Below are 19,460 nucleotides of genomic sequence, written 5' to 3' on the forward strand. Positions count from 1 at the left end.
ATCGTGGGCTCCCGCGGGTCGGGTCGACTGTACGCGACCGGGACCCCTCCCGCGCCCCCCGCGGACGCTGGCCCCCGCACCAGGAGTGGTGCCACCACCCGTCCGGCGGCCCGCTCCGCGCCCGACACTGACCTCACCGACACCGACACCGACCCCCGGAGCCCCCCGTGCGTGCCCACGTCCCCGCCCTCGTCCTCCTCGCCGTGCTGACCGCCTCGGCCTGCACCACCCGCACCAGCACCTGCGTCGACGAGGTGTGCACCATCTCGCTGAGCGGGGAGCAGACCGTCGAGGTCGAGATCGGCAGCCTGGAGCGCGACCTCCGCGTCTCGGGCATCACCACCGACGCGGTCACCGTGTCCGCCCGCGGCGAGGCCGCCGACCTCGGCGTCGGCGAGAGCGCCCGGGTGGGCGGGCTGCTGGTGCGCGTCGACTCGATCTCCGGCGGCGACGTCGGGCTGAACGTGCAGCGCGGCTAGAACGCCCCGAGCACCGGTTCGAAGGCCAGCTCCGCGGCCCCGACGAGCGTCGCGTCGCGACCCAGCGGGCTGGTCTCGATCCGCGTCCCGCCGACGGCCCGGCTGACCAGGCTGCGCTCGTGCACCAGCCCGCGGACGTGGTCGACGACGCCGGGCGGCAGCGCGGTGAACAGGTCGCCGAGCACCACCAGGTCCGGCGCCATCATGTTGACGACGGTGACGAGCCCGGTCGCGAGCCACTCGGCGAACTCGTCGAGCGGCCCGGGCACCGGGGCGGTCTCCAGCGACCGCAGCTCGGCCACGACCACACCGCGCGGGGTGTCCTCGGGCATGCCGAGCGCCCGGCACAGCGCACGCTCCCCGACCTCGGTCTCCCAGCACCCGCGCGACCCGCAGTAGCAGGACCGGCCGCCCGGGCGCACCACCAGGTGCCCGAGCTCGCCGACGTAGCCGCGGGTGCCGCGCAGCGGGCGTCCCCCGGAGATGACGCCGCCCCCGACCCCCTTGTCCGCGGAGATGTACACCAGGTCGGCGACGTCGCGGGCGGCGCCGCGCACGTGCTCGGCCAGCGCCCCCATCTCGGCGTCGTTGGCCACCTGCACGGGCAGCCGCAGCACCGCGGCGAGCCGGGCGCCGAGCGCGATGTCGCGCCACTCCAGGTTGGGCGCCTCGTGCACCCACCCGTCGTCGCGGCGCACGACGCCGGGTACGGAGATGCCTGCCCCGGCGGGCGTGACCGCCAGCTCCTCGGCCAGCAGCTGGGCCGACTCGGCGACGTGGGTGATCACCTCACCGGGTGTACGGGTGGCGCGGCGCAGGTTCCAGCTGTGCCGCCCGATCACCTGCCCGCCCAGCCCGACCATCGACATCGCGACCTGCTCCACCCGCACGTCGACGGCGAGCACGACGGCCGACTCCGCCTGCGGCAGCACCATCAGCGACGGCCGCCCCGCGCCGGTCCGGCGGGCCGGGACGGCCTCGCTGACGACGCCGGACTCCGCGAGCCCGTCGACGACGGCCTTGATCGTGCTGCGGTTGAGCCCCAGCTCCGCGGCCAGCGTGGCCCGGGTGCACGGCCCGTCGACGTGCAGGCGGCGCAGCAGCGCGGACCGGTTGTGCCGGCGCGCCTCGTCGGGACGGGCGCCCGACGAGGCGCTGCCGGGGTCCCCCACCCATGCGCGGTTCACGGTGCCTCCGCGGGCGGGATCGGGACGTCGCTCCCCCGAAGGAAAGCACACGCACGTCGGCTCACCTGCCGGCGACCGCCGACCGGCGCCGGGAGAGCACGTCGACCGACGCCGCCAGCAGCAGCACCAGCCCCGTCACGACGAACACCACGGCCGCCGGCTGGCGCAGCAGGCCCAGCCCGTTCTCGACGGTCGCGAGCACCGCCCCGCCGATCACGGCGTTGCTGATGCGCCCGCGCCCCCCGAACAGCGAGGTGCCGCCGATGACGGCCGCGCCGACGGCGAACAGCAGGGTGTTGCCGCCGCCCGCGCCCGGGCTGACCGACCCGACCTTCGACGAGTACACGATCGCGCCGATCGCCGCGAACACCGAGGCGATGACGAACACCGACGCCCGGATCCGCACGACGTCGATACCGGCGCGGCGCGCGGCCTCCCGGTTGCCCCCGACGGCGTAGACGTGGCGGCCGAAGCGGGTGCGGTCGAGCACGAACGTGCCGGCGACCAGCAGCGTCAGCACGATCGGCACGACGAACGGAACGCCGGTGATCGGCAGGTCCCCCGGCGAGCGGTCGAGCGTGAGCAGGAAGGTGGCCACCGCGCCGAGCACGACCACGGCGCCGACCTTGATCAGCACCAGCCCGGTCGGCTGGGCGACCAGGCCCAGCCTGCGGCGCGAGACCTGCCGGTTGAGCAGCACCGCCGCGTAGCCGCCCGCGGCGACGACGAACAGCACCCAGCTGCCCAGCGTCGACAGGTTGCCGTTGGCGACGGCGTTGAGCACCGGGTCGCGCAGGCCGAGCGTGCCGCCGTCCCCGATCAGCGCCAGGATGATGCCCTGCCAGGAGATGAACAGCGCCAGCGTCACCACGAACGACGGCATCCCGACCTTGGCCACCAGGAAGCCGGTGATGCAGCCGATGACGACGCCGACGCAGACCGCGAGCAGCATCTGCAGCCACGGGTTCGGCGGGAAGCCGATGACCATGAGCCCGAGTGCGAGCGCGCTGAGCGCGGCCCCGGCCCAGATCCGCAGCAGCAGCGCCAGCACGATCGCCAGCACGATGACCAGCAGGAACAGCACGAACACCGTGGTGCCCATGCCGCCGAGCAGGTTGCCGCCGCTGACCAGGTGCAGCGCCATCACCGCCGCCGCCAGCCCCGACGCCGTGCCCGCCGCCAGGTCGATCTCGCCGGTGAGCAGCACGAACACCAGGCCCATCGCGATGATCGTGCGGCCGGCGCCCTGCTGGAGCAGGTTGGCGATGTTGAGCAGGCTGGGGAAGGTGCCGGTCGAGTCCAGCGTGCTGAACAGGATCAGCAGGGCCAGCAGGCCGAGCAGTGCGGGCAGCGCGCCCAGCTCCCCGGTGCGCAGGCCGCGCAGGTAGGCCGCGACGGCCTGGCCGGTCGTGCGCGCGGTGGTGTCGATGCCGAAGTCGGCCGCCCGGCTCGCCGCCGGGGCGGCCCGCTGCGCCGCGGACTTCTTCTCCAGGTCGGGCTTCTCCGGGGCGCTCATCAGACGGTCACCGCCTCGGGGCGCTGCAGGCCCAGGTCGCCGGAGCGGCCCGCGGTGATGAGCTCCACGACCTGGCCGTGGGTCACGTCCTTCGTCGGCACCTGGGCCACCATCCGTCCGAGGTAGAGGCAGGCGATCCGGTCGGAGACCTCGAACACGTCGGCCATGTTGTGGCTGATCAGCACCACGCCGAGGCCCTGCTCGGCGAGGCGGCGGACCAGGTCGAGCACCTGGCGGGTCTGGGCGACGCCGAGTGCGGCGGTCGGCTCGTCGAGGAGCACGACCTTGGAGTCCCAGAGCACGGCCTTGGCGATCGCGACGGTCTGCCGCTGCCCGCCGGACAGCGCCGCCACGGGCATCCGCACCGAGGTCACGGTGCGGACCGACAGGGACGCGAGGGTGTCGCGGGCCGCCTGCTCCATGTCGGCCTCGTCGAGCAGCCACGGCTTGCCGCGCTCGCGGCCCAGGAACATGTTCTGGACGATGTCGAGGTTGTCGGCCAGCGCGAGGTCCTGGTAGACGACCTCGATGCCGAGCTTGGCGGCGTCGGCCGGGGCCGTGACGCTGACCGGCGCCCCGTCGAAGATCACCTCGCCGCTGTCGGTCGGGTGGATCCCGGCCACGCACTTGACCAGCGTGGACTTGCCGGCGCCGTTGTCGCCGACGAGCGCGGTGACCTCTCCGGCCCGCACCGTGAAGTCGACGTCGTGCAGCACCTGCACCGCGCCGAAGCTCTTGTTCACCCCGCGTAGCTGCAGGATCGGTTCACTCACTCGGCACCTCCGGTGCCCGTGCGCGGGAACCGTGGCCGGGGCCACGGTTCCCGCGCACGAGGGGTCGTGGGTCAGCTGATGCCGAGCTCGGCGCAGGCCGCGGCCACGTCGGCGACGCAGACCTCGGACGCCGGGACCGCACCGTCGTCGATGACGGTCTTCACGTTGTCACGGGTGATCAGCTGCGGGGTCAGCAGGACCGACTTGACCTGGCGGTTGCCCTCCGGGTCGTCGACGGAGCCGGTCGCGATGGCGTCGGCGGCGGCGGTGTCGTCGGCGGCCAGTGCGGCGGCGAGCTCCGCGGTGGCCTGCGCCTCCTCCTGGATCGGCTTGTAGACCGTCATGTACTGGTCACCGCGCAGGATGGCCTGCAGGCCGTCGGGGGTGGCGTCCTGGCCGGTGACCGGGACCGTGCCGTTGAGGCCGTACTTCTGGAGCACGGTGATGATCGCGCCGGCGAGGCCGTCGTTGGCCGCGAGGACGCCGCCGACCTGGCCGCCGTTGCCGGTGAGCAGCTGCTCGAAGGTGGTGCCGCCGATCTGGTTGTCCCAGTCCTCGATGGCCTGGCTGGCGGTCTGGGTGAGGGCGCCGGAGTCGTAGAGCGGCTGGAGCACCGACAGCGCGCCGTTGTAGAACAGCGTCGCGTTGTTGTCCGTCGGCGCGCCGCGGATCTCGATGACCTGTGCGCCCTGCTGGCCCGACAGCGCGTCGGCCAGGCCCTGGCCCTGCAGCGCGCCGACCCCCTCGTTGTCGAAGGAGACGTAGTAGTCGCTGGAGCCCCCGAGGCTCAGGCGGTCGTAGTCGATCGTCGGGATGCCCTGGGCCTTGGCCTTCGCGGCCACCGCGGCACCGGACTCGCTGGTGATCGCGGCGATCACGAGCACGTCGACGCCGCTGGCGATGAAGCCGTCGGCCAGCGTGGTGAAGGTCTGCTCGTCACCCTGGGCGTTCTGGATGTCGGCGTCGAGACCGGCCTCGGCCATCGCCTGCTCGAGCAGCGGGCGGTCGAAGCCCTCCCAGCGGGCCGAGCTCTCGGTCTCCGGGAGGATCACGCCGACGCGCGGCGCATCGGCCGCGACCTCGGCTCCGGGCGCCGCGGACGGGGCGGCGGCGTTCTGACCGCAGGCGGCCAGAGTGAGGGCGACTCCCAGCCCGAGTGCGAGCTGGGCGGTTCTCCTGGTGCGCATGCTGGTCCTTCCACATCGTCGGGGGGAGGTAAATGTTGTGACCGGCAACGTATGCCTCTCATCGGAGTGGTGCCAAGCACACTGCATCGTTCAAGTCATCCCGGTTCGGTCACGTTTCGGTGACGCCAGGTCCGATTTGTTGCGACTCCCACCGTCCGGCGGCGTCGATTGGCCCGTTCGCCGCACCGCCCGCCCCACCCCACCCGCGAGTCCCCCGTTCTCCGTCCGCGAGTCCCCCGTCCTCCGTTCGCTGGCCGCGGCAGCCCGGCCCCGTCCGCGGCCCCGACACGGGCCGCCCGCTCGCGTCCCACCGCCGTTCACCTCGCGGCAACCGACACCGGCCAGAGTGCGCACGTGAACCTCCCCGCCCTGCTCGCGGACCACTCGGCGCTGAGCGTCGACGACACCGACGACGACGACCCGGTCCTGCTCGGACCCGACGGCGCACACGTCGACACCTGGCGCGAGGGCTATCCCTACGACGAGCGACTGTCCCGCGAGGCCTACGAGCGGAACAAGCGGCTGCTGCCGATCGAGCTGCTGAAGCTGCAGAACTGGGTGAAGGAGACCGGGCAGCGGGTCGTCATCCTCTTCGAGGGGCGCGACGCAGCGGGCAAGGGCGGCACCATCAAGCGCTTCATGGAGCACCTCAACCCGCGCGGCGCCCGGGTCGTGGCACTGGAGAAGCCCACCGAGCGCGAGTCGACGCAGTGGTACTTCCAGCGCTATGTCGCCCACCTGCCCGCGGCCGGGGAGATCGTGCTGCTCGACCGCAGCTGGTACAACCGCGCGGGCGTCGAGCGCGTCATGGGGTTCGCCGAGCCGCGCGACTACATGGAGTTCCTCCGGGAGGCCCCCGAGCTGGAGCGGATGTTCGTCCGCAGCGGGATCCACCTGGTCAAGCTGTGGTTCTCGGTGTCGCGGGACGAGCAGCGGACGCGCTTCACCATCCGCCAGGTCGACCCCGTCCGACAGTGGAAGCTCAGCCCGATGGACCTCGCCTCGCTCGACAAGTGGGACGAGTACACCGAGGCGAAGGAGGCGATGTTCTTCTACACCGACACCGACACCGCCGACGCGCCGTGGACGGTCATCAAGAGCAACGACAAGAAGCGCGCCAGGCTGGAGGCGATGCGGCACGTTCTGCGCCTGTTCGACTACCCGGGCAAGGACCTCGACATCGCCACCGATCCGGACCCGCTGATCGTCGGCCCGGCAGCCGAGGTGTTCGAGTCCGGCGAGCGGCCCGGCCACTTCCCGGCGCTGTCCGGCCGGCCCCGCCGACCCCCGGCGACCTGACGCGCCCTCCCGCATGCTGGGAAACGCCGGTCCTCCCAACGGGTCGAACTTCATCACTGTGAGTCACATCAGAGTGGACTACAGTCCGTGAACGGGTTACCGCGGGTCCGCATTCGCCGCAACGTCGCCGTCGCGGGACCGCAGCGCCACCGCGGCGACGACCGCCGCGATACCCAGCCCTTCGAGCAGGCCCGGCACCTGCGCGAGCGCGACGAGGCCGACCACGGTGGCGGTCGCCGGCAGCAGCGCCAGGAGGACGGCGAAGCGGGCCTGGCCCACGCGGCGGAGCACCAGCTGGTCCAGGACGTAGGGCACCAGGCTGGACAGCACCCCCACCCCGACCGCCAGCAGCAGCACCGTCGGATCGGCCAGCGCACCGTCGGCCCGGGGGCCCACGAGCAGCAGCGGCGAGAGGACGACCGCGGCCACCGCGAACCCGACGGCCATGTCGTCCAGGCCGTTGCCCGCGGTGGCGACGCGCTTGCCGAGCAGGATGTAGGCGGCCCACATCCCGGCCGCCGCGAGCGCCCAGAGGACCCCCTCCGGGCTACCTGACCAGCGCACATCCGCGATCAGTGCCACGCCGAGCGCCGCGAGCGCGACGGCGGCGAGATCGCGGGGGCGGCGGGACGCGGCCGCCGCGACCGCCACCGGGCCGACGAACTCGATCGCCACGGCCGTGCCCAGCGGCAGCCGGGCGATCGCCTCGTAGAACGCCAGGTTCATCAGACCGGTCGCCATCCCGAAGGCGACCGCCCGCGCCAGGCGCGGCCCGCGCCACGCCGCCCGGCCCGGCCGGCGCCAGGCCAGCAGTACCGCCGCGGCACCCAGCAGCCGCAGCACCGCGACCGCGCTGGGCGGCAGCCGGTCGAACAGGCCGACCGCCAGCGCGGCACCGACGTACATCGACAACCCGCCGACGACGAAGAGCGCGGGCGCGGGTATCCACGCGCGGGTGGCCGTCGTCATGACTTCAGAACGTAACAAGCGAGCGGGGACTGTTCGGCGACGGCACCTTGCGGTGTCACAGCACGGCACGCATCATTCACTCGTAGTCAACGAAGGTCCCGCATTCGTCACCGGAGCGCCATCTCGCCGGTCACTCACGGTCAAACGTGACGGTCGTCGCGACGCGCCTCGGGAACACGTGCGGGGGTGTGCAACGTCTGGGAGAGTGGACACACCGCGCGAGCGGTCGTCCAGGAACGCGGCTCCGGGCCTCCGGAGCCGAGACGGAGGGAGACCGCCATGCAGCCAGGAACCCTGACCCGGCCCGAGTTGACCCTTGCCGACCGCTGCGACCGTTGCGGCGCGGCTGCGAAGGTCCGTGCCGTACTGCCGTCCGGCGGAGAGCTGTTGTTCTGCGGGCACCACGGCCGGGCTCACGCGGACAAGCTCCGCGAACTCGACGCGAGCGTCCAGGCCGGCAGCTGAGCGGAGCCGGCCCGGACGCCGGCAGACCACACAGACCACACACGCAATCGACACGACGGGGCGGGGACCACACGGTCCCCGCCCCGTCGCCGTGGGCGGTCGACGACGCGCGCGCCTCGGGCCCCGGCGTACGGGCGCAGGACGCGGGACTCGCGGGCGCGGGAACGGGGACTCGCGGGCGGGGAAAGGGGGACTCGCGGGGCGGGGGTCAGCGCCAGGAGCGGAGGGTGGCGATGCGCTCCTCGAGCTGCTCCATGTTGGCCATCGCCGTGGGCGGGCCGCCGCACCGCGTGCGGAGCTCGTTGTGGATCTTCCCGTGTGGCGTGTTCGTACGGTGGTGGTGCAGCGCGACCAGGGTGTTGAGCTCCTTGCGCAGTGCCGCGATCCGCTCCCGCACCGACTGGGCGGGCCGCTCGGCGGGGGGCGGGGGCGTCACGGCCGGGGCGGTGCGGGCCGAGCGCGAGAGCCACTCGCTCTGCCGCTTGCCCAGCAGCGTGCGCACCTGGTCGGGCTCCAGCAGGCCGGGCAGGCCCAGGTAGTCCTCCTCGTCGGCGGAGAACGAGGTGCCCTCGTAGATGAGCTGGTCGAGCTCGGCGTTGGCACCGAGCGCGGTGAACGAGGGCTCGTCCTCCCCCGGCTCGTCGGCCTGCCGGTTGGCCGCGGCGAGCTCGTCGTCGTCCCAGCCCTCCTTGGGACGGTGCGGCTCGCCCAGCACGTGGTCGCGCTGCGCCTCCAGCTCGCTGGCCAGCCCGAGCAGGACGGGCACGCTGGGCACGAACACCGACGCCGTCTCCCCCGGCCGCCGCGAGCGCACGAACCGGCCGATCGCCTGGGCGAAGAACAGCGGCGTCGACGCGCTGGTGGCGTAGACGCCCACGGCGAGCCGCGGCACGTCGACACCCTCGGAGACCATGCGGACCGCGACCATCCACCGGTCGGTCGATGCGCTGAACCGCGCGATCCGCTCCGAGGAGCCCGCCTCGTCGGACAGGACCAGCACCGGCGGCGTGCCGGTGACCTCGGTGAGGATCGCCGCGTAGGCCCGGGCGGTGGTCTGGTCGGAGGCGATGACGAGCCCGCCCGCGTCGGGCATGCCGCCCGCACGGTGCCCGGACAGCCGCTTGTCGGCCGCGGCGAGGACGGCCGTGACCCACTCGCCGCCCGGGTCGAGGGCCGTGCGCCAGGCCCGCGCCGTCTGCTCGGCGGTGAGCGGCTCGCCGAGGCGGGCCGTCATCTCCTCGCCCGCGCTCGTGCGCCAGCTGGAGACCCCCGAGTAGGCGAGGAACACCACGGGCCGGACGACGCCGTCGGCGAGGGCCTCGGCGTAGCCGTAGGAGTGGTCCGAGCGGCTGCGCAGGGCACCGGCGGAGTCGGGCAGGTAGTCGACGAACGGGATCGGGTTGTCGTCGCTGCGGAACGGGGTCCCGGTGAGCGCGAGGCGCCGCACGGCCGGCTCGAACGCCTCCTTGACCGCGTCGCCCCACGAACGGGCGTCACCCGCGTGGTGGATCTCGTCGAGGACGACGAGCGTGCGCCGGTTCTCGGTGCGCAACCGGTGCAGCGCCGGGTGGGCCGCGACGCCGGCATAGGTGACGGCGATGCCGGTGTAGTCCGACGACGTGCCGCCCGCGGAGTTGCGGAACTCCGGGTCCAGCGCGATCCCGACGGCCGCGGCGGCCTGGCTCCACTGGTACTTCAGGTGCTCGGTGGGTGCCACGACCGTCAGGTGGGTGATCGTCCTGTCGGCGAGCAGCTCGGCGGCCACCCGCAGCGCGAAGGCGGTCTTCCCGGCGCCCGGGGTGGCGACCGCCAGGAAGTCCTGCGGGCCGGCGGCGAGGTAGCGGCTCAGCGCCTTGCGCTGCCAGGCGCGCATCGGGCGGGACGACGGCGCGATCGGCTCGGCCGCGGTCCGGTGGGCCTGGGACACACGACTCCCTGACGTCGACGGCTACTGGGGGGACCGCGCTGCGCTGTCGCGGTCGAGACGCGGACCAGGGTAACGGGGCGGTGTCACCCGACGCGCCGAGACCCGGCGTGCCCGGCGGGCGGGGCACCGGTGGTCCATCCTGTGCCGACCATGACCGATGCGCCGACCGGCAACGACCCCGCCCCGAGCCTGCGCCGGGTGATCGGCCGCACCCTGGGCAACGCCTGGGACCAGGACATCTTCTCCCACTCCGCACAGGCCGCCTTCTGGCAGGCGCTCTCGTTGCCGCCGCTGCTGCTGGCCCTGCTGGGCTCGCTCGGCTACGTCGGGGAGTGGTTCGGGCCCGACACCGTGGAGGTCGTCGAGGAGGCCATCGTCGCCTTCGCGCGGCAGGTCTTCACCCCCGAGGTCGTCGACGAGATCATCGCGCCGACCGCGTCGAGCATCCTGACGATCGGGCGGGCCGACGTGGTGTCGGTCGGGTTCGTGATCGCGCTGTGGGCCGGGTCGTCGGCCATCGCGTCGCTGGTGGACTCGATCACCGAGGCGCACGGGCAGAAGCTGGTGCGCCACCCCGTCTGGCAGCGGATCTTCTCGCTGCTGGTCTACCTGCTCGCGCTGGTGGTGGCCGTGTTCGGCCTGCCGGTCATCGTGCTGGGGCCCGAGCTGCTCCCCCAGGTGCTCCCGGTCGCCTGGCAGGGTCCGGCGACGTCGCTGGTCGGCGCGTTCTACTACCCGGGCGCCGCGCTGCTCACCGTGCTCGTGCTGACCGCCGTCTACCGCCTCGCGCTGCCGCACACCCTGCCGTGGCGGCGCCTGCTGCCGGGCGCGCTGCTCGCGATGGTCGTGTTCATCGCCAGCGCCACCGGCCTGCGCGTCTACATCGCGGTCCTGACGAGCACCGGCTACACCTACGGGGCGCTGGCCACCCCGATCGCGTTCCTGCTCTTCGGGTTCCTGCTCGGCCTGTCGATCGTGCTCGGCGCCCACCTCAACAACGCCGTCGAGCAGGCCTGGCCCGCCCGGCCGGAGCCCGCCCCGCGCCGGATGGACCGGCTGCGGGCGATGGCGACCGCTCCGGACCTGCCCGCGGCCCGGCCCGACTTGCCCGCGACCGGTCCCCCCGCCCATGCTGCGCAGACCCCCGCCACCGACGCCGCGAAGGAGCCCCGATGACGGCCGAGCAGGACCCCACCGACGCCGACGTCGCGACCGGTCTGGACATGCTGCTCTCCGACGGCGCGCTGGGCCCGCTGCGCCGGATGCTCCCGGCCGCGGCCGGGCTGCGGATGGCCGCGGCGCTGGCCGCGCGGCCGGTCACCGTCACCCGCCGCGGGGCGGGGCTCGCCGCGGAGCTGGCGAAGATCGGGGTCGGCGCCTCGCAGGTGGCGCCGAGCCCCAAGGACAAGCGCTACGCCGACCCGGCGTGGACGGAGAACCCGCTGCTGCGTCGCCTCGTCCAGGCCCACATCGCGGCCGGGGGCACCGCCACCGACCTCGTCGAGGACGCCGACCTGGACTGGGCCGACCACGAACGCGTCCAGTTCGCCGTCGGCAACGTCGTCGACGCGCTCGCGCCCAGCAACAGCCTGCTCAACCCCGCGCTGTGGAAGGCGGCGCGCGAGACGCGCGGCGCCAGCCTCGTCGACGGGGCGAAGCGGCTGGTCGACGACCTGTCGACGGCCCCGCGGGTGCCGTCGATGGTGGAGCCCGACGCGTTCACCGTCGGGGAGGACGTCGCCGCGACCCCCGGGGCGGTGGTGCTGCGCACGCCGGTGTTCGAGCTGATCCAGTACCTGCCGCAGACCGGGTCGGTCCGCGAGATCCCGCTGCTGATCGTCCCGCCGACGATCAACAAGTTCTACGTCGCCGACCTCGCACCGGGCCGCAGCATCGTCGAGAACCTGGTGCGCAACGGCCAGCAGGTGTTCCTCATGTCCTGGCGCAACCCCGGCCCCGAGCAGGCCGCGTGGGACCTGGACACCTACGGCGCGGCGATCCTGGAGGCCATGACGGCCTGCGAGCGGATCAGCAGGCAGGACGCCACCGCGCTGATGGCGTTCTGCTCCGGCGGGATGATCACCTCGATGGTGCTGGGCCACCTCGCGGCCACCGGCGCCCAGGACCGGGTCGCCTCGGTGAGCTTCGCCGTCACCGTGCTCGACCAGGCCAAGGCCGGCACCACCGGCGCCCTGCTCGACCCGGAGACCGCCCGCCAGGCCGTGGCGGCGTCGCAGAAGAAGGGCTACCTCGACGGACGCACGCTGGCCGAGGTGTTCGCCTGGCTGCGGCCCAACGACCTGATCTGGAACTACTGGGTCAACAACTACCTGCGCGGCAAGGCGCCCAAGCCGTTCGACATCCTGTTCTGGAACGCCGACACCACCCGCATGACGGCCGGGCTGCACCGCGACTTCATCGACATCGCGGTGGCCAACGCCCTGGTCCACCCCGGCGGCACCACCATGCTGGGCACGCCGGTGGACCTGTCGAAGGTCGACCGCGACATGTACATCATCGCCGGGATCGCCGACCATCTCTGCGCCTGGCAGTCCTGCTTCCGCACCACGCAGCTCCTCGGCGGGGAGAGCCGGTTCGTGCTGTCCACCAGCGGGCACATCGCCTCGATGGTCAACCCGCCGGGCAACCCGAAGGCGAGCTTCCGGGTGGCCCCGCCGGCGTCCCGGACCCCCACGCCGATCAACGCGGACGCCTGGCTGGCGGTGGCGGAGACCGTCACGGGTTCCTGGTGGCCCGACCACGTCGAGTGGCTCGCGGCGCGCAGCGGGGACGAGGTCGACGCGCCCGCCGAACTGGGCGGCCGGGGGCTGCACGCGATCGTGCCCGCCCCCGGCGACTACGTTCGGGTGCGATGAACAACGTGATGACGGACGAACTGCTCGAGGTCGACGTACGCGGCCGCCGCCTGCGGGTGGCCGTGCGCCGCGCCACCGGCGACGCCTCCCGCACCCCGCTGCTGCTGATGAACGGCATCGGCGCCAGCCTCGAGCTGCTCCAGCCCTTCGTCGAGGAGCTGCCGCCCGAGCTGGAGGTCGTCCGCTTCGACGTGCCCGGCATCGGCGGCTCGCCGATGCCGCTGCTGCCCTACCACATGTCGACCTTCGCCCCGCTGGTCGGCTCGCTGACCAAGCGCCTGGGCTACTCCCAGGTCGACGTCATGGGCTTCTCCTGGGGCGGCGGGCTGGCCCAGCAGTTCGCGGCGGTCAACCGGCGGCGCTGCCGCAAGCTCGTGCTGGCGGCCACCGGCACCGGCTCGCTGATGGTGCCGGCCCGGCCGAACGTGCTGGCCAAGATGCTCACCCCCCGCCGCCACCGCGACCCCGAGTACGCGCGCACCATCGCCGGGGAGATCTACGGCGGCACGATGCGCACCCACCCCGAGCGCGCCTCGGAGGTGCTGCACACCTACACCCGCCGGGGCCCCAAGCGCGGCTACTACTACCAGCTGCTCGCCGGGGCCGGGTGGAGCAGCCTGCCGGGCCTGCCGCTGATCCGGCAGCCCACGCTCATCGTCGCCGGTGACGACGACCCGATCATCCCGCTGGTCAACGCCCGGATCATGCACAAGGGCATCCCGAACTCGCGGCTGCACGTCTACTCCGGGGGGCACCTGGCGCTGCTCACCGAGGCGGCGGAGCTCGCCCCGGTGATCGACGGGTTCCTGGCCGGGTAGGGCCCTCAGGCCGCCGCTCTGCGGCCGTCGCCGTCGGGGACGGCCACGGCGAGGCGGTAGGACGACGCGCGCGTGGTGCCGAGCGTGACCAGCTCCACGACCTCCAGGCCGGCCGCGGCCAGCACGCGCCGGAAGTCGTCCTCGTAGGTGACGGTGCCGAAGTCGATCGTGGTGACGTGCCGGATCAGCGGCTTCACCTTCTCCCTCAGCGGCGAGCGCCGGTGGTGGAAGGTCTGGGTGAAGAACAGCTGCCCACCGGGGGCGAGCAGCCCGGACACGTGGCGCAACGCGGCCACCGGGTCGGGCAGCAGCATCAGGCTGGCGCTGAAGTAGGCGGCGTCGTACGGGCCGCCGCGGTGGTCGTAGACCGACTCCAGCAGCGGCGTCACCTGCCCGGACAGCCCGGCCCGGCGCATCTCCTCGACGCAGCGGTGCAGGTAGTCGCGGTCGATGTCCAGACCCGTGACCCGCAGGTCCTTCTCGCGGATCCGGTCGGCGCCGCGGGCCAGGGCGTGACCGGTGCCGATGCCCACGTCCAGGATGCGGGCGCCGTGGGGCAGGCGGTCGAACACCGCCCGGTACCAGCCGGCCGTGAGGCCGGTGATCACGCGGTCGTAGAGCCAGCCGCGTACGGCACCTCGTGTGGGCATGGCCGGTTCAGTCGTCCCCACCGGGGCGCAGCCCGTCGTAGATCTTCTTGCAGTCGGGGCAGACCGGCGAGCCGGGCTTGGGCGACCGCGTGACGGGGAAGGTCTCCCCGCACAGGGCCTGCACCATGTTGCCCAGCACCGCGCTCTCCGCGATCCGGTTCTTCTTGACGTAGTGGAACATCTTGGGCTCGTCGGTGCCCGTGCTGTCGGTGCCCTCCGGGCGGGTCTCGACGTCGGGCAGAACCTGGGTGGCCATGAAATCGAGTATGACAGGGCCGTCCATGATGGCCCACGTGTCCCGTTCCGCCCTCCGTCCCGTCCCCTCCCCCGAGGTCCGCGACGCCCTCGCGACGGGCGGCGCCGTCGTCGCGCTGGAGAGCACGATCCTCGCCCACGGCCTGCCCGCCCCGCGCAACCGCTCCGCCGCGAGCGAGCTGGAGGAGCGCGTACGGGCGCACGGCGCCGTCCCGGCCACCGTCGCGGTGCTCGACGGCGTGCCGCGCGTCGGGCTGTCCGCGGCCGAGCTCGACCGGGTCTGCGGCGGCGGGCTGGACAAGCTCTCGGTCCGCGACCTGGGCGTGGCCGTCGGGCTGGGCCGCGACGGCGCCACGACGGTGGCCGCGACGGCCGCGCTGGCCGCCGCGGCCGGGGTGGCCCTGTTCGCCACCGGCGGCCTGGGCGGGGTGCACCGCGGCGCGCGGGAGTCCTGGGACGTCTCGGCCGACCTGGCCGCGCTGGCCCGCACCGGCGTGTTCGTCGTCTGCTCGGGGGTGAAGTCGATCCTCGACGTCGCCGCCACGCTGGAGGTGCTGGAGACCCAGTCGGTGCCGGTGCTGGGCTACCGCACCGACGCCTTCCCCGGCTTCTACCGCCGCGACTCCGGCCAGCCGGTGCCCTGGCGCGTCGACTCGCCCGCGCAGGCCGCCGACGTGTGGCGCGCGCACCGCGACCTGTCCCCCGGCGTCGGCGCCGTGCTCGCGCAGCCCGTCGCCGTCGACGACGAGCTGGACGCGGGCCTGCACGACCGCCTGCTCACCGGCGGCCTGGCGCTGCTCGCCGAACGCGGGATCACCGGCAAGGACGTCACCCCGGCCCTGCTGGAGCACTTCCACGCCGGCAGCGACGGCGCGAGCCTGCGCACCAACCTGGCACTGGTGCTCGCCAACGCCGGTCTCGCCGCGGAGGTCGCCCGGGCGCTGGTCGCGTGAGCCGGGTGGTGGTCGTCGGCGACCTCGCCGTCGACGTCCTGGTGACCCCGTCGGCCCCCGCGGCACCGGGCGCCGACGTCCCGGCCCGCATCCGCACGGTCGCGGGCGGTGCCGGGGCCAACACGGCGGCCTGGCTCGCGCACCTCGGGTCCGCGGTCACGCTGGTCGCGCGCGTCGGGGACGACGCGGCCGGGCGGTCGGCCGCCGCCGACCTGCCCGGCGTCGACCTGGCCCTGACCGTCGACCCGGACGAGCCGACCGCCACCGTGGTGGTGCTGCTCGACGGCGACCGCACGATGCTCTCGGACCGCGGCGCGGCCGCGCGGCTGTGCCCCGCCGACCTGCCCCCGCTCGACGGGCGCGGGCACCTGCACCTGTCCGGCTACGTGCTGCTCGACCCGTCGTCGCGCCCGGCCGGGCTCGCGGCGCTGGCCGCGGCCCGCGACGCCGGCTGGAGCACCTCGGTGGACCCGCAGGCCGCCCCCGCGCTGACCCCGGAGTTCCCGGGCTGGGTGGCGGGCGTCGACCTGCTGCTGCCCAACGCCGACGAGCTGGCGGCGCTGGGCGACGGGGTGCACGGCGCGGTCGGCGCGGTGGCCGCCACCGCCGGGGCGGAGGGCGCGACCTGGACCGACGCGCGCGGCACGTGGAGCGTGCCCGCCCCCGTCGTCGAGGTGCGCGACCCCACGGGCGCGGGCGACGCCTTCGACGCGGGCCTGTTGCGGGCCTGGCTCGCCGGGGCGGGCCCGCGGGACGCGCTGCGGGCCGGGTGCGAGGCAGGCGCGGCGGCCGTGCAGCACCCCGGTGCCCGCCCGCCGCGGCCGTTCGCGCGCTGATCCGGCTCAGCGGAGCAGGCCCAGGTCCGCCATCACCACCGCGCTCAGGTTGGGCGTGCGCGAGCAGGTGGGCCGGACCTGCGGCCCGCCCGAGTAGTACCGGCGCAGCTCCTCGGAGAACGCGACGGCGCCGGTTTCCGGCGACCGGTCCCCCAGCAGCGCCACGGCCACCTCCAGCTCGCGGCGCGACAGCTCCGCCCGCCAGAGCCGCTGGGTGACGACGAGCGCGTCGCCAACCGCCTCCACCCGCATCGTCGACGACCCGGCCAGCGGCGCCACCGCCCGGCCGCCGCGGTAGCGCTGCTGGACCGCGGACCAGTCCAGGGTCATTCCAGGAACCCCAGGTCCTTGAGCACGTGTGCTGCCGAGGTCGCCCGCACGTCCGCCACCAGCGCCCGGTACTCCTCGACGAACAGCCCGGCGTGGCGACTGATCGCGTCGGACTCGATGAGGCCGGCGGCCTTCTCCAGGTGCTCGCGGGCCAGCGTGTCGCGCCACAGCGAGTGCCGGATGTGCACCCCGGCGTCGTCGACGCCGGTGATCTCGAGCATCTTCCCGCCCGCCACGGTCGGGATCCGCTTCCCGCCGCCGTAGCGGTCCACGACGCGCTGCCAGTCCAGTGGCATCCTCAGCCCCTCTCCACACGGGCCGGCGCCAGGCCGGGCCGCACCAGTTCCCCCAGGTCCGCGAGCATCGCCTCGTGCCGGTACTCCGCGGCGGCCCCGTCGCAGGACAGCACCGCTGCCAGTTCCTCGACGTCGCCGCCGCGCAGGCACGTCACGACGAACGCCGCGCGGTGCTCCGCTGGCAGGCCCCCGACCCGGTCGCGCAGCTCGGGCCAGCCGCACACCGACACCAGCTCACCCGCGTCGGCCACGGCGATCAGCCCCTCGGCCAGCTTCGCGATGCGGCCGGAGAACGGCAGCCCGAAGTACCGGAAGACCGCGGGCCGCGCCACCATCCCCGCGACGACCTGCACACCCACCTGCTCGGCCAGGGACGGGTCGACGAGGCGGTGGGTGCAGGTGAACCGCACGGCCTCGAACAGCGCGCCCAACCGGTCGAGCCACTCGTCGAACTCCGGTGCGAACTCGGCCCCCTCCGGCGCGGGGTCCGGGTCGACGGGGGCGGGGCCCTCCGCGGAGGCGGTCGGGCCGTGACCACCGGCGGTGCTGGTCATCGCGGGTCTCCAGACGGGGGTGGAGCCGGCCGGCGGGTGCGCCGGCCGGCTCCGGCGGTCAGGGGGTCGGGACGACCGTCTTGACCATCATCGAGATGTGGTCGGCCTGCACCACGGTGACGTCCTTGGAGACCGGTGCGTCGCCGCGGATGGCCTCGTGCGGGATGACCACCCAGCACGCGCAGCCCCAGATGCACTCGCCCGCCATGCCGTCGAACCGGATGGACTGCTCGGACAGCATCACGCCGAGGTCGAGCAGCCAGGAGTGCATCATCAGCTTCTCGTCCCACGACTCGATCGCGTCGTAGGCGTCACGGGCGGCGTAGAAGGCCGTGAAGTCCGTCTTCGCCACCCCCGGGATGATGATGTTCGAGTACGCCGTGAGCTCGTCGAAGAACTCCCCGACCGAGGTGTTGACCGTGCCGTCGTCCCCGTCGAGCACGAACGTCTGGAGGGTCTCCCTGAGCTTGGTCTCCAGACCCTCGTTCCACAGCTCGCGCGGGGCCACCGTGTGCGCCTCGACGTAGTCGGTCTTGAAGCCCTCCTTCAGGCCCGACCACTGCGGGATGTAGCCGATCCACTTGCTGACGACCTCGCGCCACTTGCTGCGCGGCTCGCCGGGCAGCACCTCCACGCCGGGGTGGGTGTACTTGGCGACGTCGAAGACCGTCCAGGTGCGGTCGCCGGAGATGTTGCGCTCGTGCGGGGCCCCGGTGAAGCCCATCGGGCGCAGCATCTTGAACAGCAGGCGGCCGTAGTCCTGCACCACGAAACGCATGAACGAGTCGTTGACGAACTTCCGGGTGACGCCCTTGCGGAGCGCGTCGCGGATCGCCGGCTTCCCGGTCTTGGTGTACGACCCCAGCCGCTGCCAGGAGTGTTCCTGGGGCAGGGCGAAGAAGCCCCCGGTGAACGGGTTCTTGTACAGGTCGCCCCACACCGCCATGACGCCCTGGTTCTTGGCGTCGTCGAGCATGCAGTCGATCTCGTTCATCGTGGGGTAGAGCGCGGCGGCACCGCCGGCGTGGGGCTCGTCGCCGGAGAACGGCATCGCCGCCACCCCGACGACCGGCAGCCGCCGCCCGAGCTTGACGTTGGACAGGTGCCGCGCCAGGTCCACGACCATGCCCGAGCCGGTACCGCCGGACATCGAGAAGAACACCAGCACCAGCGAGGGCAGCTTGGTCCGGTTGATGCTCGCGACGAAGTCGTCGAGCTCCTTCTCCAGCGACTTGTCCTCGCCGTAGTAGTAGTGCCCGTAGATGGCCTTGGAGATGGCCCGCGGGACGGAGTCCCCGGCCTTGGGCAGCTCGGTGTCACTGGGCAGCCACGGCTCGTAGTTCGGGTTCCAGTAGTACCGGGGGTACTCCATCTTCAGGTACTCGCGCCAGCGGTTGAGGCTGGTCATGAGGTCCTTCTTCTCCGGCACGTCCAGCGAGACCGTGCGGACCTGGGCCCGGTCGGTCGGGATGCCGCGCTCGGTGAGCCGCTGGTCGAAGCCGTTCACGTACTCCTTGAGCTCGTGCTGGTCCTGGTCGCCGATGTCGATCGACAGGCCCGTGAACCGCGCGCGCGGGTCCTCCAGCATGTCCTCGATCTCGCCGGTGCGCAGCAGCGCCTCCACCATGTAGGCACCGGTCTTGCCGATACCGATCGCGTGGATGCAGTGCGGCGACTGGGCGCCGGTCGCGCTGTGGTACATGGACAGTGCCATTGCGTTCCTCCTGCTTCGGAAATGCGGCTGGATTCGGGCGTGCGGCAGCGCGGTAGGGCCGGGGACGGCGGCCGGGTCAGTCGAGGTAGCCGAGGTCCTTGAGGATCGTGGCGGCGGTCGTCGGTCGTTCGTCGGCGATGTAGGTGCGGTAGTGGTCGATCACGTCGCCGTAGTTGCGGGTCATGCGGCCCTCGTCGAGCAGCGCCATCGCCTTCTCGAGGTGGGCCCGGGTGATCCTGTCCTGCCAGAGGCGGTGCGAGACGTAGATGTAGCCGTCGTCGGCGCCGGTGACCTTGAGCGTGCGCGCCCCCGGCATCGACGGGAGCTCGGCACCGTCCCGGTAGCGCGCGACGACGTCGGCCCATTCGGTGGCCAC

At 73.4% G+C, this 19,460-nt stretch carries 21 protein-coding genes; 8 read left to right on the plus strand and 13 right to left on the minus strand.

The features are described 5' to 3' along the window. Positions 1-167: 167 nt before the first annotated feature. A complete protein-coding gene (locus PHY01_RS03105; protein WP_141276831.1) occupies positions 168-479 on the plus strand; it encodes a hypothetical protein in 312 nt (103 codons plus the stop codon). Here the strand turns inward: PHY01_RS03105 and PHY01_RS03110 are convergent. The 4 genes from PHY01_RS03110 to PHY01_RS03125 form a co-directional block, all read right to left on the minus strand. Continuing rightward, complete coding sequence (locus PHY01_RS03110) at positions 476-1,666, minus strand: ROK family protein (protein ID WP_370467384.1); 1,191 nt, start codon at positions 1,664-1,666, stop codon at positions 476-478. The genes PHY01_RS03105 and PHY01_RS03110 overlap by 4 nt on opposite strands. Before the next feature lie 61 nt (positions 1,667-1,727). Further along, the gene (locus PHY01_RS03115) at positions 1,728-3,182 is read right to left on the minus strand and encodes a sugar ABC transporter permease (RefSeq protein ID WP_141276834.1); all 1,455 of its coding nucleotides are present in this window, start codon (positions 3,180-3,182) and stop codon (positions 1,728-1,730) included. After that, positions 3,182-3,955: an ATP-binding cassette domain-containing protein gene (locus tag PHY01_RS03120; protein WP_141276836.1), complete on the minus strand. Its 774-nt coding sequence runs from the start codon at positions 3,953-3,955 to the stop codon at positions 3,182-3,184. Before PHY01_RS03120 ends, PHY01_RS03115 begins: the two co-directional genes overlap by 1 nt. Positions 3,956-4,026: 71 nt before the next feature. Further along, positions 4,027-5,142 (minus strand): sugar ABC transporter substrate-binding protein, encoded by a 1,116-nt coding sequence (locus PHY01_RS03125; protein WP_141276838.1) that lies wholly within the window; start codon positions 5,140-5,142, stop codon positions 4,027-4,029. Positions 5,143-5,496: 354 nt separating this feature from the next. Here PHY01_RS03125 and ppk2 point away from each other — a divergent pair, with 354 nt between their 5' ends. Then, a complete protein-coding gene (ppk2, locus tag PHY01_RS03130) occupies positions 5,497-6,441 on the plus strand; it encodes a polyphosphate kinase 2 (protein ID WP_141276841.1) in 945 nt (314 codons plus the stop codon). A gap of 96 nt (positions 6,442-6,537) precedes the next feature. Here ppk2 and PHY01_RS03135 read toward each other — a convergent pair whose 3' ends face one another. Further along, positions 6,538-7,410: an EamA family transporter gene (locus PHY01_RS03135; protein ID WP_246085665.1), complete on the minus strand. Its 873-nt coding sequence runs from the start codon at positions 7,408-7,410 to the stop codon at positions 6,538-6,540. Positions 7,411-7,689: 279 nt separating this feature from the next. On the opposite strand from PHY01_RS03135, the gene PHY01_RS27350 reads away from it, so the two are divergent. Then, positions 7,690-7,875, plus strand: a complete 186-nt coding sequence (locus PHY01_RS27350; protein WP_141276843.1) for a DUF7455 domain-containing protein — start codon at positions 7,690-7,692, stop codon at positions 7,873-7,875. 208 nt (positions 7,876-8,083) lie between these two features. Here PHY01_RS27350 and PHY01_RS03145 read toward each other — a convergent pair whose 3' ends face one another. After that, complete coding sequence (locus tag PHY01_RS03145; protein WP_141277103.1) at positions 8,084-9,748, minus strand: DEAD/DEAH box helicase; 1,665 nt, start codon at positions 9,746-9,748, stop codon at positions 8,084-8,086. Between the two features lie 204 nt (positions 9,749-9,952). Here PHY01_RS03145 and PHY01_RS03150 point away from each other — a divergent pair, with 204 nt between their 5' ends. The 3 genes from PHY01_RS03150 to phaZ are packed head-to-tail and all read left to right on the plus strand — an operon-like array spanning position 9,953 to position 13,496. Then, positions 9,953-10,978: a YihY/virulence factor BrkB family protein gene (locus PHY01_RS03150; protein ID WP_141276846.1), complete on the plus strand. Its 1,026-nt coding sequence runs from the start codon at positions 9,953-9,955 to the stop codon at positions 10,976-10,978. Continuing rightward, the gene (locus tag PHY01_RS03155; protein ID WP_141276849.1) at positions 10,975-12,678 is read left to right on the plus strand and encodes a PHA/PHB synthase family protein; all 1,704 of its coding nucleotides are present in this window, start codon (positions 10,975-10,977) and stop codon (positions 12,676-12,678) included. Before PHY01_RS03150 ends, PHY01_RS03155 begins: the two co-directional genes overlap by 4 nt. 8 nt (positions 12,679-12,686) lie before the next feature. Beyond that, entirely contained in the window at positions 12,687-13,496 is an 810-nt protein-coding gene (gene phaZ / locus PHY01_RS03160) for a poly(3-hydroxyalkanoate) depolymerase (RefSeq protein WP_141276852.1), read from the plus strand. A 5-nt stretch (positions 13,497-13,501) separates the two neighbouring features. Here phaZ and PHY01_RS03165 read toward each other — a convergent pair whose 3' ends face one another. Continuing rightward, entirely contained in the window at positions 13,502-14,146 is a 645-nt protein-coding gene (locus PHY01_RS03165) for a class I SAM-dependent methyltransferase (protein ID WP_141276855.1), read from the minus strand. A 7-nt stretch (positions 14,147-14,153) separates the two neighbouring features. Beyond that, positions 14,154-14,402, minus strand: coding sequence for a DUF3039 domain-containing protein (locus PHY01_RS03170; RefSeq protein ID WP_141276858.1), 249 nt, complete (start codon positions 14,400-14,402; stop codon positions 14,154-14,156). 28 nt (positions 14,403-14,430) lie between these two features. On the opposite strand from PHY01_RS03170, the gene PHY01_RS03175 reads away from it, so the two are divergent. Together PHY01_RS03175 and PHY01_RS03180 are read left to right on the plus strand one after the other, a co-directional pair. After that, a complete protein-coding gene (locus PHY01_RS03175) occupies positions 14,431-15,354 on the plus strand; it encodes a pseudouridine-5'-phosphate glycosidase (RefSeq protein WP_246085684.1) in 924 nt (307 codons plus the stop codon). Then, positions 15,351-16,190 carry a carbohydrate kinase family protein gene (locus PHY01_RS03180; RefSeq protein WP_141276861.1) on the plus strand — a complete coding sequence of 280 codons (840 nt, stop codon included), beginning with the start codon at positions 15,351-15,353 and terminating at the stop codon, positions 16,188-16,190. Before PHY01_RS03175 ends, PHY01_RS03180 begins: the two co-directional genes overlap by 4 nt. 6 nt (positions 16,191-16,196) lie before the next feature. Here the strand turns inward: PHY01_RS03180 and PHY01_RS03185 are convergent, their stop codons facing one another. From PHY01_RS03185 to PHY01_RS03205, 5 genes are all read right to left on the minus strand, one after another. Beyond that, positions 16,197-16,520, minus strand: a complete 324-nt coding sequence (locus PHY01_RS03185) for a hypothetical protein (protein ID WP_141276864.1) — start codon at positions 16,518-16,520, stop codon at positions 16,197-16,199. After that, positions 16,517-16,816 (minus strand): hypothetical protein, encoded by a 300-nt coding sequence (locus PHY01_RS03190; protein ID WP_141276865.1) that lies wholly within the window; start codon positions 16,814-16,816, stop codon positions 16,517-16,519. The genes PHY01_RS03185 and PHY01_RS03190 overlap by 4 nt, the downstream gene beginning before the upstream one ends. Positions 16,817-16,818: 2 nt before the next feature. After that, entirely contained in the window at positions 16,819-17,370 is a 552-nt protein-coding gene (locus tag PHY01_RS03195) for a hypothetical protein (protein WP_141276868.1), read from the minus strand. Positions 17,371-17,428: 58 nt separating this feature from the next. Further along, positions 17,429-19,084: a tubulin-like doman-containing protein gene (locus PHY01_RS03200; RefSeq protein WP_141276870.1), complete on the minus strand. Its 1,656-nt coding sequence runs from the start codon at positions 19,082-19,084 to the stop codon at positions 17,429-17,431. A 76-nt stretch (positions 19,085-19,160) separates the two neighbouring features. Continuing rightward, the gene (locus PHY01_RS03205) at positions 19,161-19,460 is read right to left on the minus strand and encodes a hypothetical protein (protein ID WP_141276873.1); all 300 of its coding nucleotides are present in this window, start codon (positions 19,458-19,460) and stop codon (positions 19,161-19,163) included.

The sequence above is a fragment of the Pseudonocardia hydrocarbonoxydans genome, assembly GCF_006539565.1.
In the GTDB taxonomy this organism is placed as follows: domain Bacteria; phylum Actinomycetota; class Actinomycetes; order Mycobacteriales; family Pseudonocardiaceae; genus Pseudonocardia; species Pseudonocardia hydrocarbonoxydans.